The organism is Lactobacillus sp. WILCCON 0149 (assembly GCF_057197965.1).
The window spans coordinates 634,911-652,195 of record NZ_JBUBHO010000001.1; the positions used below are offsets into that span (position 1 = coordinate 634,911).

Sequence of the window (17,285 nt, forward strand, 5' to 3'; positions counted from 1 at the left end):
CATATGAAAAACAGTAATTCAGCCATCCTGCTCAGAAACCTTCTGGCTTTGACGACCATCTTGACCTTTCTTTTTGGCCTCTTGACCATGCTGGCTGTGGTTCAGCAGGAACTGGCTAACAGCAGCGCCAATACCAGGACCATCGTTCGCCGCTTGAAGGGGGCGGTGATCGACGACGACCAGGACTGGAGAAACTGGCAGGTCAACAATGGCTTGAGCAGCAGCCAGACTTATGTGCACGTGGAAAACCGCCGGTCTGATGCCAAGCGGAAAAATTACTATTCAGCCAATGCCAAGCCGCTGACTAAGACTCTTCAGCCCCTGCCGGTTTTTAGCGGGATCTATTATAAGGGGGATGCTCTCTACGCCTATGCTTCTGGTCACGCCCGGGGAATTTACTACCAGGTCTGGGTGGATTTGCACCAGCAAAAGCAGGTGGTGAAGAATGTCCTTTTAGCGATCCTGCTTGTCTGGGTCATTGTTTTGGCCATCAGCGTCTTGTTCGCGGTCTTTTTGTCTGACAAACTTACCCAGCCCTTGCTGGTCTTGAACCTGGCTGCCAAGCGGGCGGCTGATTCTGGCCGGGGGCAGTTGCCAGTGCCAGATAAGCCAACGGAAATCACTGAGCTGGCCGTCAGCTTCAATGAGCTCTTGGACCAGCTTTATGACCAAAATGAGCAGGAAAAGAACTTCGTCAACAACGCGGCCCATGAATTGCGGACCCCGATCGCGGCCATCCGCAGCAACGCCCAGCTGATCAAAAGGCGGGGAGGCGAGCACCCGGAGGTGATCCCAGAAGCCGTGGCCTTTATTGATGACGAATCCAAACATATGCAGAAGATGGTCGATGAACTCTTGATTTTGGCCCGGACTGACCACCGGCAGCTGGAGAAAAAGACCTTCAACTTAAAAGAAACCCTGCAGTCTGCTTTAAAAAGCGCGCAGTTGGCCCAGCCGGTCCAGCTGGACTGCCCGGATGAGCTTGTTTTGACCAGTGACCGGGACTGCCTGCTTGAAATTGTCTTGAACCTGTTGACCAATGCCGGCAAGTATTCGCCAGCTTCCAGCCTGGTTCTGGTTAATGCTGAAGAAAAAGAGGGCAGGGTGACGATCAGCGTGGCCGACCAAGGGCCGGGGATCAGCGCCAAGGACAAGGAGCACGTCTTTGACTACTTCTACAGAAGTGACGAGGTCCGGGGGCAGATCCAAGGAACGGGCCTGGGCTTGGCTATTGCCCGGAAGATGGCCGCCTTGCTGGGCGGGACTTTGGCCTTGGCCGACAACCAGCCGCATGGGAGCATCTTCAGTTTGACGATCAAGAAATAAAAAAATCCCGATTTTTTCGGGGGGGTAAAAAAGCCTGACGGCCTGCCAGAAATGGCGCCGTTAGGCCTTTTTATTTCTTTTCTGAAAAAACGTCAGAATTGCTTCATGAAAAGTCTGTATAAGGCAGGAAGGGATTTGTCTAAGATTAAAGCATGCTAAACAAATGGAGGTAAAAAATATGACTGCTTTAATCAACAACATGCTCGCCCAGACTGGGATGTGGAGCTACTTCATCGTTGCCGGCCTGCTGTTTATCGAAACCGGTCTGGTAATCATGCCTTTCCTGCCAGGTGACTCCCTGCTTTTCTTGTCGGGTGCCTTCCTGGCCAGCCAGTTTGCCAACCCGCTTCCGGCCCTTGCTCTGTTCATCGCCGCCGTAATTGCTGGTGACTGGGTCAACTTCTCCAGCGGCCGCCTTTTTGGGCAAAGCTGGCTGAAATCAGACTTCTTCAAGCGCTTCGTGAAGGAAAAGCACCTGCAGGAAAGCCACGACTTCTTCGCTAAGTACGGCCCTAGCGCCGTGACTATTGGGAGATTCGTGCCGATCATCCGGACTTTGATTCCTTTTACTGCCGGGATCAGCCAGATGAAGCGGGAAGTCTTTCTCATGTTCAACATCATCGGGGGCTTTTGCTGGGTACTCTGCATGACCTTAGCCGGCTACTGGCTGGGCAGCGTCAGCTTTGTCCGTCAGCACTTCTCCATCATCATGCTGGCCATTATCGTAATTTCTTTCCTGCCAGTTGTCTGGACTTTTGCCAAAAAGCAGCTGGCAAGTCAAAGCAGAAAAAAATAAAGCAATGATCAACAAGCAAATGGAAAAATGGCTGAAGGAGCTGGCTATCGTCTTAATCGTTGCTGCTTTGGCAGCTTACCTGGTTAGCGCCCAAGTCAGGGCGGGCCAGCTGATCATCGGCTCTGACAGCATCTTTCACTTCAACCGGATTTATGAGGCTAGCCAGCAGATAAAAACGGGCAACTATTCCTGGTTCATGTCTGTCTACGGCTTTCACCAAAGTGGCCGGATTGTCAACGCCTTTTACGGCCCCCTCTTCGCCTACCTGCTGGGCTTGATCTTGCTAGCGGCAGGCAGCTGGTACAGATTCCAGCTCTTGACCAGCTTTTTGGTCTACTTCTTTGCCTGCCTGGGCATGTACCGGGCAGGCCGGCGGGTAGGGGGCAACCGCCTGGCCGCCCTGTGGAGCGGGGCCGTCTACCTGACTGTGGGCTGGCTGGCCCGCTGGGAGATGGGGAGCAATTTTTCCGCCATAACGGCGCTATTAGCGCCCTGGCTCATGATTGCCATCATTGACCTATTGGATTTAAAGCAAGAATTCCCGGTCAAGCGGCTGGTGATCCTGCTCTTTATCAGTTTAGAGAGCCATATGCTGACGGCTTTGCTTTTTTCGTCTGCCCTGCTGCCAGCAGCTGTCTACAGACTGGCGAAAGAGGGCAAGCTGGCCTGGATCAAGCTGATCAAGGCGGCAGGAATCTGCCTTCTTTTGACCATGAACTACTGGCTGCCCTTGGTCTATTTCGGCTTGACCAACCAGCTGCTTGCTCCAGGAAAAATGTCGCTGACAGGCAATGCCTTGCGTTTGTCGCAGAAGACAACGAGCAAGCTGACCGGCCTGGTCCTTAATTCAAGCACCAGAGACCAGCTCAGCCAGCTCATGTTTATCTTCTTTGCCTTGCAGATTTTGGCCTGCCTGCTTCTAGCCTTCGACCGGACATTTACCGGCCGCTTGAACCGGATCTTCACCCTGTCCGGGGCTGGGCTTTTGTATTTGAGCTCAGCTTTGGCTCCTTGGGATAAAATCGGCCAGGCCCTGCCATTTTTGGCCAGCTACTTGCAGTTCCCGGCCCGCCTGGCCAGTTTGGCCTATGCCTTCCTGCTTTTGGGGGCGGTCTTGACGATCAAGCAGCTGGAAGACCGGCATTTGGACTTGCAGCTGGGAGCCGTCCTTGCCGTAGCCTTATCCCTGCTCTTATTCTTTGACTTGCGTTATTTAAGAAATCAGATCTATACCAACGCGGTCAGAGGCTACATGCCTGGCGTTGCCCGGTCCAAGACGACCAGTATGGGCAGTGACAATGACAAGGATGACCGGCTTCTGGCCGGGCAAGCTGCTAAAAAAATGGACCCAGGTCTGTTTTTACAAAAAGCCCGCAAGACTGTGCCGGATTATTTGCCGGCTGGCGGGGGGGACTTTAAGCAGGTTGAAGCGGCTTACAGACAAGCAGTTCTTGGCCAGCATTTCTTTACGAAAAAGACTGCCGGGCAGACGGTTCAGCTCAACTGGACCAGTAGTAAAGACGGAGAAATCCGCCTGCCCCTGGTTCTGTACCGGCAGTCGAAGCTGACCGTAAACGGCCAGCAGGTCAAGGTGAAGCCAGGAGCCGGGGGCCTGGCGACTATTATGAGTTGGAAGGGAAAGAACACGGCCAGCCTGGCCCTAGAAATACCATTTTGGCTGCAGGCCAGCTTATGCCTGTCGCTTCTGGCTGACTTGCTGGCAGCCTTTTATCTGCTAGGCAATTGGCTGGGCAAAAGGCTGCAGGGCCTGGTCAACAAGGAATTGGAAATTTAGAAGGAAAGAGTAGTGAATAAATGCTAGATATTTTTAAAGCGGTAATTTTAGGTATTATCGAAGGGTTGAGCGAATTTTTGCCCATCTCTTCAACCGGCCACCTGTATTTGGCAGATTATGTTATCAAGCTGGGCCAACCGACCAGCTTTGTCAACATGTTCATGGTGGTCATCCAACTGGGCGCCATCATGAGCGTGGTGGTCCTTTATTTCAACAAATTGAATCCTTTTGCCAGAAGTAAGTCCGGCCCGGAAAAGCGGGCGACCTGGCTGCTCTGGTTTAAAGTGATTCTGGCGGTTTTGCCGGCGGTGGTTATTGGCCTGCCGCTGAATGACTGGCTGGACAAAAACATGACCAGCTGGCAGGTAATTTCCGCCACCCTGATCATTTACGGGATACTTTTCATCATTTTAGAAAACTTTTATGCCAAGCGGCAGCCAACGGTAACGAAGCTGAGTGACTTGAGCTGGCACTTTGCCTTCTTGATCGGCTGCTTTCAGGTTTTGTCACTGATTCCCGGCACCTCAAGATCAGGGGCCACTATTTTAGGGGCCATGCTGCTGGGCGCCAGCCGCTACGTGGCAACTGAATTTTCCTTCTTTTTGGCCATTCCAACCATGTTTGGGGCATCCTTGTTGAAGCTGGTCAAGTTCTTTAAAGCCGGGGGTGCCCTTGCCGGCAGCCAGCTGGCCATCCTTTTGACGGGGATGATCGTATCCTTCGTCGTTGCCTATTTGGCAATCAAGTTTTTGCTGAAGTACGTGCAGACCCACGACTTCAAGCCTTTTGGCTGGTACCGGATCATTTTAGGTCTGGTCGTCATTCTTTGCGGCTTCTTTATGTAGTGTATTAAGCCTATCGTGTATATCAAGTGTTTTAGTATTATGTATTAAGTGTTAGCTGTTGTATATTTGATTAAGTGTGTATTTTTTTCGGTATTTGCCTGGGGTGATGCCAGTGGATTCGGCAAAGGCCTTGGAAAAGCTGGACAAGTCCTGGTAGCCGAGTTCAGAAGCGATTTCTTCCAGCTTCTTGTTGGTTAAGCGGAGCTGATCTTCAGCCAGGTTGATCCGGATATTGCGGCGCAGGTGGACGAAGTCCATAGCAAAGAGCTTGCGGCAGAGGCGGGAAAAGTAATTCGCCTGGTAGCCGAAGTACTGGGCCGCTTCTTTTAAAGAGACCTGGCCATTCTGCTGGGTCAGGTAAGTCATAATAGCGCCAGATTGTGCGTCACGGTTAGCGTGGCGCACATTTTTTCTTGGAAAATTTGACCTGCTCTTGGAGATCTTCTGCCGGTGCTGGTGGAGCAGTTCGGTCAGAAGCAGGCCAGCCAGGCGCTGGACTTGGAAGTCGTCATATTCGTCCTTGTCTCTTTTTGCCAGAAGCTCAAGCAAATTGATATAGCCAGTGGTCATCCCGTCAGTCAGATTTTGAAAGACGATATAGGCATATTTGCCGGACTTGTCATTCATTAAGTCATGGATCAAGGCGTTATCGGCAACTAAGTACTGGTTAAGAGGGTCCGGGTAGGCCAAATCTATCTGGAGGAGGCGGAAAGAGGCAAAAGTACCAGCCCTGCTATTTTCAGCTAAAGGGGACAAGTGGACTTCTTTAAAACCAGTGGCGACGATGATGTCGAATTTTTTTAAAGAGAAGAGGCGCTTATCGGCTGACAATACGGCATCAGTCAAGCATTCCAGGAGGTCAATATGAAATGTATGGCTGCTTTTTCTAGCATAGGGGGAAGTAGTCGTGGTCAAGTCTTGTTCGCCAGCCAGGCGCTTTACGTTCAGCATAGCTAAGTCCTTTCACAATAAAGATATTTAAGCACAAATTTTAGGATAACTTAAGCGCTTAAATTGTAACACCTTTCCAAGTATGATGAAAAAGAAATCAAGAAGAAAAGCAATATTTTGAAAGGCAGGAAAAAAGCATGAGCAAAGAATACACGGTTGATTTGGTCGTAGCAGGTTGTGGCGGTACCGGGATGGCGGCAGCTGACGCGGGTGCAAGCCAGGGCCTTAAGACAATGGTTGTTGAAAAGCAGGCCCAGGCAGGCGGCAACACCAAGATCTCCAGCGGCTTTTTCGCCATTGACACCAAGGAGCAACGGGAAGCTGGTTTGAAGCTGTCAACGGAAGAAGCCATCCGGCAATTAAACGAGTACAACCACTACTTGAACAACGGGCCACTGACCCGGCGGATCGTGGAAAACGCCAAGCCGACTCTGGAAGAAATTGAGAGCCTTGGCATGGAGATCAAGCTGAACCCGACCAGCCAGACCACCCAGTTTGCCCACCTGGACAATCCATATGCCGGCGGTTCTTACCACATGTACCAAAACAAGCCTGAATCCTGGGCCAGAGTACAGAAGTCAGTTGAAGAAAAAGGCGTGGAATTTCTCTTTGGGACGACCATGCAGGACTTGCTGAAAAATGAAGCAGGGGAAATCTGCGGCTTGACGGCAGTTGACGAAAATGGTGAAGAAGTAATCGTTCATGCTAAGGCAGTCGTTGTGGCCACTGGCGGCTTTGGCGGCGACAAGCAGCGGGTAGCCAAGCTCATGCACACCGACCGGATGCGGGGCCTGGGCGTGCCAAACATGGGCGAAGGGATGACGGCTCTGGAAAAGGCAGGTGCCGTCAACATTGACTCTCATGCTCTGATCCACGCTTCTCAACTGGCCAAGTCCAAGGTAACCCAGAATACTTCTAAGAAGCACCTGGCGGGCTTTTCTGACAATCCTTTGACCCGGCTGCTTCTTACTCCTTTGATGTGGGTTGATCCAAATGGCCTCCGCTTTACCGATGAAAACACGGTTTACGATACGGTATTGTGGGCCAACGCGGCTTACAACGTAGGCGGGATGTACTACATCATCGTTGACACCAAGACCTTGAAGGAATACACCAAGGGAACCAAGCTGACTGTGTCTAAGGCAGGCCCTGGGGCAACCGACAAGCCAGGCGACTTCATTGAACTGGCAGAAGAAGCTGTAGCCAACGAAACGGCCTTTAAGGGCGAAAGCCTCAGCGACTTGGCAGAAAAGGCTGGTTTTGACGAAGATAATTTAGCCAAGGCTGTAGCTGACTACAATCAGGCAGTCAAGGACCAAGATGACAAGGCCTTTGCCAAGAGCAAGGAAAGCCTGGTCTACAGCGTTGAAGAAGGGCCATTTTATGCCTTTAAGGCCCAGGCAGCCTACCTGGGGACAGTTGGCGGGGTCAGAGTTGATGACCACCTGCGGGTCCTGGATGCCGACTTTAAGCCAATCAAGGGTCTGTATGCCGGCGGCGCCAACGCGGGCGGCTACTATGAAGGGCAGAGCTATCCGGCTTATGAAGGGCTGGCTTCTGGCTTTGCCTGGACTTCCGGCCGCCTGGCAGGTTTAGCCGCGGCAGAAGACTTAAAGAAATAGACAGGCGGTGATGATGATGACTGAAACAGTTACGGCAAAAGCTGATCAAGCTTATGTGTCCAAGACCAGAATCGGGGTTCTGGCGGTCAGTGCCATGGGGATGGCCGCTTTGGCGATTACGCCTTCTTACAACGCGATTGCCAAGTCTTTTGCCTTGAGCGCTACGGCGGTGCAGATGCTGACGTCACTGCCAAACTTGTTCATGATGCTGGCCGGCCTTTTGATGGGGAAGTTGACGGCTGGCAAGATCAAATTGAAGAATTTGACCATAGTGATGATCATTCTCTGCTGCGTGGGTGGGCTTTTGCCTCTGTTTTATCACGGCAGCTTCGCCTTCTTGCTGGTTTGCTCTTGTTTGGTAGGTTTGGGTCAAGGGGCCTGCACCAATTTGTCACAAGTCTTGATTGCCAGCATGCTGCCGGCAGCTGAGCGGCAGAGCACGATGGGCTTGACTACGACTTTCACCAATTTAGGGGGGATCATCTTTATCATGGGTGGCGGTTCCCTGGCCAGCAAGAGCGGCTGGGTGGCCAACTACTGGATCTATTTGTTCGCGGTACTGGTATTGATTACCGTCCTGGCCTTGGTTCCTTTGAACCCGCTTCCGGTTGATGACGGGCAGGCAGGAGCAAAGACCGGCAAGATCAAGCTGAACAAGTATGTTTTTGGCTGCGCCAGGTGGGCTTTTTGCACCATGCTCTTGAACAATGTTTTGAACAACAATATTTCTTTGTTTGTGGCTGAGGAGAAGCTGGGGTCAACCGCGCAGGCGGCACTTACGTCAACTATTTCCTTGATCGGGGGGATGCTGTGCGGCTTTATTGTCGGTAAGATTGGGAAGAAGTTCCCGCATTCGACCATTGCTTTAGCCTTCTTCCTGTACGGTCTGTCATATATTTTGATTGGCCTCTGCCACAATTTATTTGGGATTTTTGCCGGGAGTTTTGTTGTCGGAGCAGCGATGAGTATTGCCATGGGGCAGTTTGCCTACTTGATTTCAATCGTGGTTGACCCGGTCAGCACATCGATGGCGCTCGGGGTATACCAGGCGATCAACTCCATCGGCGGGGTGGTCAGTCCTTTTGTAGTCAATAGTTTGACGGCGGTATTCCACGTTAACGCATTTGTAGTGAGTGGAATTTTGGCTTTGCTTTTAGCAGCAGTTGCTTTAGGCAGCAAATTCCAGAAGAAGCTGCTGGCTTTTGCAGGGATGTAGCGGCTTTTTAGAAAAAAGCAAGAAAAAATTTGGATTTAGACCGAGAAATAAGGGATCTTCCGTGGGAAGATCCCTTATTTTATTAGCAAAAGGTTACGATATTATAGTTTCTCTATAGGGAGAAAAGTGGATTTTGGTGGCGCAAATAGCGGCACAGCAAGAGTGTAAACGGTTGCGTAAATAAGAGGTGGGGTAAGTAAATTAGTATAATCATAGTGTTAAAAAATGGTTTATGTTGTGTTATGATATTTAGCAGGTTATAAGACTATAGACTTAAATCAAACTTAGACTATAGCTTAGAAGAGAAATTCAAACAGAAAGAGGAAGAAATATGTTGTCCAAGAACAACCGGAAACTTCAAGAACGCAAGCTTGAACAAAAGCAGCGTTTTGGTTTTAGAAAATACAGTTTCGGTTTGGCATCAGCCTTAATTGGTGTGTCATTCATGCTGACTACTGGGGGTACTGTTTCAGCGGATACTACTACTCCAGCTGAAACTGCTGTAACTGCGGCTGCTACTACGAGCAGTGAAAATACGAGCACGTCAGGGGATGCAACTAGCACTACTGCCAGCTCAGAAAGTACTGATACTAAGAACTCAGAAGCAACTGATACTGCTTCAACGACTGCTACTACTGACAGTTCAAGTACTAGTGACAGCACTGCGACTACCAGCTCAGAAAGCACTGACTCAAGCGACAAGTCAACTGCAACTGACAGTTCAGATACTAAAACTGAAAGCACTACTTCAGAAACTAGTGACAGTAAAAGTGAATCCACTACTACTGATTCAGCAACTGACACGGCTAAGACTGCATCCACTGAATCTACGAACAGTGAAAATAAGACTGAAACTGCAACTAGTGACTCCAGTGCAGATCAGTCAGCTAGTTCAGCAACTTCTGACTCAACTTCAGAAGCAACTACCTCGTTAAAGGCTACTGCTACTGCAGCAACTACGGACGCTTCAACTACTACTGCAAGTACCTCCACTACTACTGATGATGCTGCGTCTGCAGAAGGCAAGCTTACTGACGAAGCTAAGGCCAAAGGCTTAACTGACAGCGATGTTTCCCCTGAGATGAGCGACGCTAATGGAGCAAGTCTTAAACAGGATAGTTCAAAGATTCCATCCGGCTACAAGGCTGATCCAACTGAAGGGCGTTACACTTTTGGGATTCTCAGCTTAGGGCCAATCGATACTAGTGGTCTTACCAGTTATAACCAAACGTATGGAACAAATTACTATATCCGGGTATCAACAGCAGCTCAAGCTACTAACGGAGTATATGACGACACTGTTTATATTCAATTGGTTGATGCAGATCAAGACACAGTTCTTTGGGAAAGCTCAGCCAAGCCGGGTGATTTAAACAAGACCATTGATGCATTAAATTCTACAAACGGTAATCCGTTCCAATACTCATATGCAGAAAATGTTGTCAATGGTGTAACTACAAAGGCTATTAAATTTGATGCCAGCCCAATTGATGCTAATAATGGTCCAATGTACTCTACGGCTGTATATCAAGCAGACAGCGATAATCAAACTTCTGGGACCTCTATCAGTTTCAATTATCCGGATGCAAGTACTATTGAAACACGCTACATTGCAAAGGACGCTGCCGGTAACGAAACTGTATTAGCAACATACGATGAAACCGGTAGACCGGGTTCAATCTATACCGCGTCAGGTCTGCGTGATTTCGTTGGTTATGACTTGGTATCCGTCCCTTCCGAAACAACTAGCACTTTAAAGCGTAGCTATACAGTCGGTGATCTTTTAGTTCCTACCCCAAGAAAGTATTCAAATTACATTCAAATGGTTCGGACGAGTTTGATCACGAGTACTGACGGTAGTAGCATTATCAGTATTCGCATGGCTCTAAATGGTGCGAGCCTTGATGATATTAATAATCCTGATGTTTGGAAGGTTGTCTTTACTAGTGAAGAGCTGAAGCCTGGTGAATGGTCTACTACTGGTAATAATCTTGCAAATTATAATGGTTCTCACGAAAAGGGAGCGTTCGTTATTACAGACGAGATAGCTAAGGCTGCTGGTTTTACCGATGAGCAAATGGTGGGCAAGTACGTATTTAACTGGTTATTGCTTAACATTAACCCAGAAGGTCAAAAGCCAGTTGACTACTACTACGCTCCACAAGGCCAAGTTCGCGTTAACTATGTAACCAGTGATGGCACTGTAATTCAATCACCAGTAACTGCTTACGAAAACTCAAGCAACAACACTACTTATGACGTATCTGGCTCAACTTACAAGCCAGAAACCATCACTGTTAACGGTAAGACTTACCGTTACGTTATGAGTGACAAGTCTAAGGGAACCGCTGGTACGACAGAAGTCAATGGTTACACTTACAACGTAACTCCATCTGACGAAACTGGTCGTATTAGTTCCAACACTGTTAATGACGTTTACTACGTTTACGAATTGGTAACTTACCACACTGAAGCTGAAACTAAGAACGTAACTCGGACGATCGAATACTACGACAGCGTAACTGGTGAACCAATTCCTTCTAACTTGGAATCAACGGTTACTCAAACCGCAACGCTGAACCGTAACAAGATCTACGATGACCAAAACAACTTTGTTGGCTACGGTACTATCTCAGCTGATAGCTCAAGTTACACGATTAACGATAGTTGGAATGTTGATGCACAAACTTGGACTCAACAGGACTCTGCAGATCTGTCAGAATATGGCTACACTGCACCAGATAGAGCTTCAGTTGCAGCGGTAACTGTTGACGGCAATACCACCGATGTAACGGAAAAGGTATACTACGGCCACCAAACCACGCCAGTAACTCCAACTGATCCAAAGACTCCAGGCAAACCAATCAATCCTAAGGGGGACGTAAACTACCCAGATGGCGTGTCAAAGGATGACTTGACTTCAACTGTTAAGCGGACCATCAACTACGTTGACGAAGACGGCAATGCGGTTAACGGTTCACCAGATGGCACTAGCTCATACGAACAAACTGCTGAATTCACTCGGACTGCAATCGTTGACAAGGTAACTGGCAAGATCCTTGGTTACGACACTAACAACGATGGCAAGGTTGACACTGAAAGTGCAGATCGTGCATGGCTTCCAACCGAAAAGACTTTGGAAGCAGTTAAGTCAGCAGACCCAAGCTCAGTAGGTTACGACAAGGTTGATATTTCAAACGTTTCATCACTGGTAGTAACTCCAGGCCAAGCTGATACTACTGTCACTGTAACTTACAGCAAGACGACTTACACTCTCAAGGACGAAGAAACTAAGACCGTTACTAGAACTATCAACTACGTTGACTCAGTAACTGGCGAAGCAATTCCTTCAGAACTTGAACCTTCAGTAACTCAAACTGCTAAGTTGACTCGTTCAGTAATTTACGACAACAAGGGCAACAAGATCGGTTACGGTACCGTATCAGAAGATGGCAAGAGCTACACTCTTGATGACAGCTGGAAGGTGGCAGATCAGACTTGGACTGAACAAAAGTCAGCAGACCTGTCAGACTACGGCTACACTGCTCCAGACAAGGAAACTGTAGCGGCTGAAACTGTTGACGGTTCAACTACTGACACTGTAGTGACTGTATACTACGGTCACCAGACTACTCCAGTAACTCCAACTGATCCAAAGACTCCAGGCAAACCAATCAATCCTAAGGGTGACGTAAACTACCCAGATGGCGTGTCAAAGGATGACTTGACTTCAACTGTTAAGCGGACCATCAACTACGTTGACGAAGACGGCAACGCAGTTAACGGTTCACCAGATGGCACTAGCTCATACGAACAAACTGCGGAATTCACTCGGACTGCAATCGTTGACAAGGTAACTGGCAAGATCCTTGGTTACGACACTAACAACGATGGCAAGGTCGACACTGAAAGTGCAGATCGTGCATGGCTTCCAACTTCTAAGACTTTGGAAGCAGTTAAGTCAGCAGATCCAAGTTCAGTAGGTTACGACAAGGTTGACATTTCAAACGTTTCATCACTGGTAGTTACTCCAGGCCAAGGCGACACCACTGTTACTGTAACTTACAGCAACAACCAAGTGTCAGGTACTATCAAGTACATCGATGACACTACTGGTGTAGAACTTGACAGCGACACTCTGCCAACTGGCAAGGTTGGTTCAACTATCAACTACACTACTGCTGATAAGATCAAGAGCTACGAAGATCAAGGCTATGAACTCGTTTCAAACGACTTCACTGATGGTAGCCAAGTGTACGAAAAGGATGGCAACGACTTTGTTGTTCACCTGAAGCACAAGACTCAAACCATCACTCCAAATGATCCGAACCCTGTAACTCCAGGCGAACCGATCAACCCTAACGACCCTAACAGCCCAGTTTACGGTGAAGAAACTGACCGGAAGAACCTGGTTAAGGATGCAAGTCAAACTATTCACTACGTAGGCGCAGGTGACAAGACTCCAGCTGACAACGTTGTGACTCAGAAGGATGCCTTCACTCGGACTGTTACTATCGATAAGGTAACTGGTAAGGTTCTGTCATACACTGACTGGACTGGCGAAAAGACCTTCAACACTGTCGACACTCCAGTAGTCGACGGCTACCACGCTGACAAGAAGACGGCAGGTGGTCTGACTGCAACTGTCGACAACCCAGACGTTGAAGAAACTGTAACTTACTCACCAAACGGTAAGATCGTTCCAGTTGACCCTAACGGTACTCCAATTCCAGGTGCAGACACGCCAACTTACCCAACGGACCCTAACGATCCAACTAAGGTAGTTCCGAACGAACCAATTCCAGATGTTCCAAACTACACTCCAGTAGATCCAAGCCCTGTCACTCCAGCAGATCCAGGCAAGGACACTCCAGTTGTCTACAACCAAGTGGTAACTGGTACTATCAAGTACGTTGACGACACTACTGGCAAGACTCTGAGCAGCGAAGATCTTGAGAAGGGTACTGTAGGCTCAACTATCAACTACACTACTGCTGACAAGATCAAGAGCTACGAAGACCAAGGCTACGAACTCGTATCAAATGACTTTACTGATGGCAAGCAGGTCTACGCTAAGGAAGGCAACGACTTCGTTGTTCACCTGAAGCACGCAACTGAAGAAACTACCAGCTACAAGGATGCAACCCAAACTATCCACTACGTAGGTGCGGGCGATGACACTCCAGCTGACAAGGTTCAAACTCAGAAGGATGCCTTCAGCAAGACTGACACGATCGACAAGGTAACTGGTGAAGTTGTCAAGACTACTGGCTGGACAGGTACTAAGACTTTTGGTACTGAAGACACTCCAGTAGTCGACGGCTACCATGCAGACAAGAAGGTAGCAGGTGGTCTGACTGCAACTGTTGACAACCCAGACGTTGAAGAAACTGTAACTTACTCACCAAACGGTAAGATCGTTCCAGTAGATCCAAACGGTACTCCAATTCCAGGTGCAGACACCCCAACTTACCCAACGGACCCTAACGATCCGACTAAGGTAGTTCCAAACGAACCAATTCCAGATGTTCCAGGCTACACTCCGGTAGATCCAAGTCCTGTAACTCCAGCAGATCCAGGCAAGGACACTCCAGTTGTCTACAACCAAGTCGTAACTGGTACTATCAAGTACGTTGACGACACTACTGGCAAGACTCTGAGCAGCGAAGATCTTGAGAAGGGTACTGTAGGCTCAACTATCAACTACACTACTGCTGACAAGATCAAGAGCTACGAAGACCAAGGCTACGAACTCGTATCAAATGACTTTACTGATGGCAAGCAGGTCTACGCTAAGGAAGGCAACGACTTCGTTGTTCACCTGAAGCACGCAACTGAAGAAACTACCAGCTACAAGGATGCAACCCAAACTATCCACTACGTAGGTGCGGGCGATGACACTCCAGCTGACAAGGTTCAAACTCAGAAGGATGCCTTCAGCAAGACTGATACGATCGATAAGGTAACTGGTGAAGTTGTCAAGACTACTGGCTGGACTGGTACTAAGACTTTTGGTACTGAAGACACTCCAGTAGTCGACGGCTACCATGCAGACAAGAAGGTAGCAGGTGGTTTGAAAGCAACTCCAGACAACCCTAACGTAGAAGAAACTGTAACTTACTCACCAAACGGCAAGCTTGTTCCAGTTGACCCTAACGGTACTCCAATCCCAGGTGCAGACACGCCAACTTACCCAACGGACCCTAACGATCCAACTAAGGTAGTTCCAAACGAACCAATTCCAGAAGTTCCAGGCTACACCCCAGTGGACCCAAGTCCTGTAACTCCATCTAACCCAGGTGAAGATACTCCAGTACCTTACAACCAAGTGGTAACTGGTACTATCAAGTACGTTGACGACACTACTGGCAAGACTCTGAGCAGCGAAGATCTTGAGAAGGGGACTGTAGGCTCAAAGATTAACTACACTACTGAAGGCAAGATCAAGAGCTACGAAGACCAAGGCTACGAACTCGTATCAAACGACTTCACTGACGGCAGCCAGGTTTACGCTAAGGAAGGCAACGACTTCGTTGTTCACCTGAAGCACGCAACTGAAGAAACTACCAGCTACAAGGATGCAACCCAAACTATCCACTACGTAGGTGCGGGCGATGACACTCCAGCTGACAAGGTTCAAACTCAGAAGGATGCCTTCAGCAAGACTGACACGATCGACAAGGTAACTGGTGAAGTTGTCAAGACTACTGGCTGGACAGGTACTAAGACTTTTGGTACTGAAGACACTCCAGTAGTCGACGGCTACCATGCAGACAAGAAGGTAGCAGGTGGTCTGACTGCAACTGTTGACAACCCAGACGTTGAAGAAACTGTAACTTACTCACCAAACGGTAAGATCGTTCCAGTAGATCCAAACGGTACTCCAATTCCAGGTGCAGACACCCCAACTTACCCAACGGACCCTAATGATCCAACTAAGGTAGTTCCGAACGAACCAATTCCAGATGTTCCAGGCTACACCCCAGTAGACCCAAGTCCTGTAACTCCAGCACAGCCAGGCAAGGACACTCCAGTACCTTACACTAAGAACGAAACTCCAGAAGTTAAGTACGGTCTGACTGAGAAGTTTGTTGACGAAGACGGCAACGAACTGCTGCCAAGCGTGAACAAGGGTACTGACTACAAGACTGGTGACTCCTACGACGTAACTAAGGATGCTAAGGTTGTAGAAGGCTACGTACTGGTTAAGACTACTGACACGACTGGTACTTTCACTGACAGTGACAAGACTGCTGTCTTCACTTACAAGAAGGTCGGCAAGATTGTTCCAGTTGACCCTAACGGCAACGAAATTCCAGGCGCGGACACTCCAAGCTACAAGAACGATCCAGACGACCCAAGCAAGGTGGTTCCAAACGAACCAACTCCAGAAGTACCAAGCTGGACCACTGACGTTCCAAACGTAACTCCGGAAGACCCAACTAAGGACACTCCAGTTCCTTACACTAAGAAGACCACTCCGGAAACTCCTTCAACCCCAGAAACTCCAGCAGCTAAGTACGGCCTGACTGAAAAGTTTGTTGACGAAGACGGCAACGAACTGCTGCCAAGCGTGAACAAGGGCACTGACTACAAGTCAGGCGACAGCTACGACGTGACTAGCGACGCCAAGGTAATCACTGGCTACGTTCTGGTTAAGACTACTGACACGACTGGCACTTTCAGTGACAGCGATAAGACCGCAGTCTTCACTTACAAGAAGGTCGGCAAGATTGTTCCAGTTGACCCTAACGGCAACGAAATCCCAGGCGCGGACACTCCAAGCTACAAGAACGACCCAGACGACCCAAGCAAGGTGGTTCCAAACGAACCAACTCCAGAAGTACCAGGCTGGACTACCGACGTTCCAAACGTGACTCCGGAAGATCCGACTAAGGATACTCCAGTTCCTTACACTAAGAAGACCACTCCGGAAACTCCTTCAACTCCAGAAACTCCAGCAGCTAAGTACGGCCTGACTGAGAAGTTTGTTGACGAAGATGGCAACGAACTGCAGCCAAGCGTAAACAAGGGTACTGACTACAAGACTGGTGATTCTTACGACGTAACTAAGGACGCTAAGGTTGTAGAAGGCTACGTACTGGTTAAGACTACTGACACGACTGGTACTTTCACTGACGGCAACAAGACTGCTGTCTTCACTTACAAGAAGATCGGCAAGATCATCCCTGTAGACGAAAACGGTACTCCAATCCCAGGTGCCGACACGCCAAGCTACAAGAATGACCCAACTGATCCAACTAAGGTTCTGCCAAATGAACCAACCCCAGAAGTTCCTGGCTGGACTACTGACGTTCCAAACGTGACTCCGGAAGATCCGACTAAGGATACTCCAGTACCTTACACTAAGAAGACCACTCCGGAAACTCCTTCAACTCCAGAAACTCCAACTACTCCGGACAAGCCAGAGGTTCCGAGTCAACCACAAAAGCCTGCAATCCCATCAGGCCAAAACAACCCGACTCCGGTAAACCCAACTACTACTCCGGCAAGTCCAAAGCAAACCACACTTACTGGCAAGCAGACTCCTAACCAAGGCAAGACTGCAACTGCCAGCCAGCTGCCGCAAACCGGCGCCGATGAAGAAAAGGCCAGCCTGCTTAGTGCCTTAGGTCTGGGCCTGGTAACCCTGACTTCACTCTTCGGCCTCCTGGGCGGCAAGAAGCGCAAGCATTAATCCATAACATAAATTCAGCTTAATTAAATTTCTCTT

8 protein-coding genes are annotated in these 17,285 nt (G+C 49.0%); 7 read left to right on the forward strand and 1 reads right to left on the reverse strand.

Going from position 1 to position 17,285, the window contains the following annotated elements; all coding sequences use genetic code 11:
- The first annotated feature begins 3 nt into the window (after nt 1–3).
- From ACYVUV_RS03110 to ACYVUV_RS03125, 4 genes are all read left to right on the forward strand, one after another.
- The gene (locus ACYVUV_RS03110; RefSeq protein WP_439775126.1) at nt 4–1,326 is read left to right on the forward strand and encodes a HAMP domain-containing sensor histidine kinase; all 1,323 of its coding nucleotides are present in this window, start codon (nt 4–6) and stop codon (nt 1,324–1,326) included.
- Nucleotides 1,327–1,504: 178 nt separating this feature from the next.
- A complete protein-coding gene (locus ACYVUV_RS03115; protein ID WP_439775125.1) occupies nt 1,505–2,122 on the forward strand; it encodes a VTT domain-containing protein in 618 nt (205 codons plus the stop codon).
- A gap of 4 nt (nt 2,123–2,126) precedes the next feature.
- Nucleotides 2,127–3,917 carry a hypothetical protein gene (locus tag ACYVUV_RS03120; protein WP_484498983.1) on the forward strand — a complete coding sequence of 597 codons (1,791 nt, stop codon included), beginning with the start codon at nt 2,127–2,129 and terminating at the stop codon, nt 3,915–3,917.
- 20 nt (nt 3,918–3,937) lie between these two features.
- Entirely contained in the window at nt 3,938–4,762 is an 825-nt protein-coding gene (locus tag ACYVUV_RS03125) for an undecaprenyl-diphosphate phosphatase (protein ID WP_439775724.1), read from the forward strand.
- 51 nt (nt 4,763–4,813) lie between these two features.
- On the opposite strand, the gene ACYVUV_RS03130 is transcribed toward ACYVUV_RS03125, so the two are convergent.
- Entirely contained in the window at nt 4,814–5,713 is a 900-nt protein-coding gene (locus tag ACYVUV_RS03130) for a helix-turn-helix domain-containing protein (RefSeq protein ID WP_439775725.1), read from the reverse strand.
- A gap of 137 nt (nt 5,714–5,850) precedes the next feature.
- Between ACYVUV_RS03130 and ACYVUV_RS03135 the strand changes: the two genes are divergently transcribed.
- The 3 genes from ACYVUV_RS03135 to ACYVUV_RS03145 all read left to right on the forward strand — a co-directional run bounded on the left by ACYVUV_RS03135 (nt 5,851) and on the right by ACYVUV_RS03145 (nt 17,249).
- Nucleotides 5,851–7,335, forward strand: a complete 1,485-nt coding sequence (locus ACYVUV_RS03135) for an FAD-dependent oxidoreductase (protein WP_439775726.1) — start codon at nt 5,851–5,853, stop codon at nt 7,333–7,335.
- Between the two features lie 16 nt (nt 7,336–7,351).
- Nucleotides 7,352–8,551 carry an MFS transporter gene (locus tag ACYVUV_RS03140; RefSeq protein ID WP_439775727.1) on the forward strand — a complete coding sequence of 400 codons (1,200 nt, stop codon included), beginning with the start codon at nt 7,352–7,354 and terminating at the stop codon, nt 8,549–8,551.
- 331 nt (nt 8,552–8,882) lie between these two features.
- A complete protein-coding gene (locus tag ACYVUV_RS03145) occupies nt 8,883–17,249 on the forward strand; it encodes a mucin-binding protein (protein WP_484498984.1) in 8,367 nt (2,788 codons plus the stop codon).
- Nucleotides 17,250–17,285 lie beyond the last annotated feature (36 nt).

Excerpts from the sequence above, each read along its gene's own strand:
- ACYVUV_RS03135 (WP_439775726.1), top strand. The coding sequence starts at position 5,851 with ATGAGCAAAGAATACACGGTTGATTTGGTCGTAGCAGGTTGTGGCGGT.
- ACYVUV_RS03120 (WP_484498983.1), top strand. The coding sequence starts at position 2,127 with ATGATCAACAAGCAAATGGAAAAATGGCTGAAGGAGCTGGCTATCGTC.
- ACYVUV_RS03115 (WP_439775125.1), top strand. The coding sequence starts at position 1,505 with ATGACTGCTTTAATCAACAACATGCTCGCCCAGACTGGGATGTGGAGC.
- ACYVUV_RS03125 (WP_439775724.1), top strand. The coding sequence starts at position 3,938 with ATGCTAGATATTTTTAAAGCGGTAATTTTAGGTATTATCGAAGGGTTG.
- ACYVUV_RS03140 (WP_439775727.1), top strand. The coding sequence starts at position 7,352 with ATGACTGAAACAGTTACGGCAAAAGCTGATCAAGCTTATGTGTCCAAG.
- ACYVUV_RS03130 (WP_439775725.1), bottom strand. The coding sequence starts at position 5,713 with ATGCTGAACGTAAAGCGCCTGGCTGGCGAACAAGACTTGACCACGACT.
- ACYVUV_RS03145 (WP_484498984.1), top strand. The coding sequence starts at position 8,883 with ATGTTGTCCAAGAACAACCGGAAACTTCAAGAACGCAAGCTTGAACAA.
- ACYVUV_RS03110 (WP_439775126.1), top strand. The coding sequence starts at position 4 with ATGAAAAACAGTAATTCAGCCATCCTGCTCAGAAACCTTCTGGCTTTG.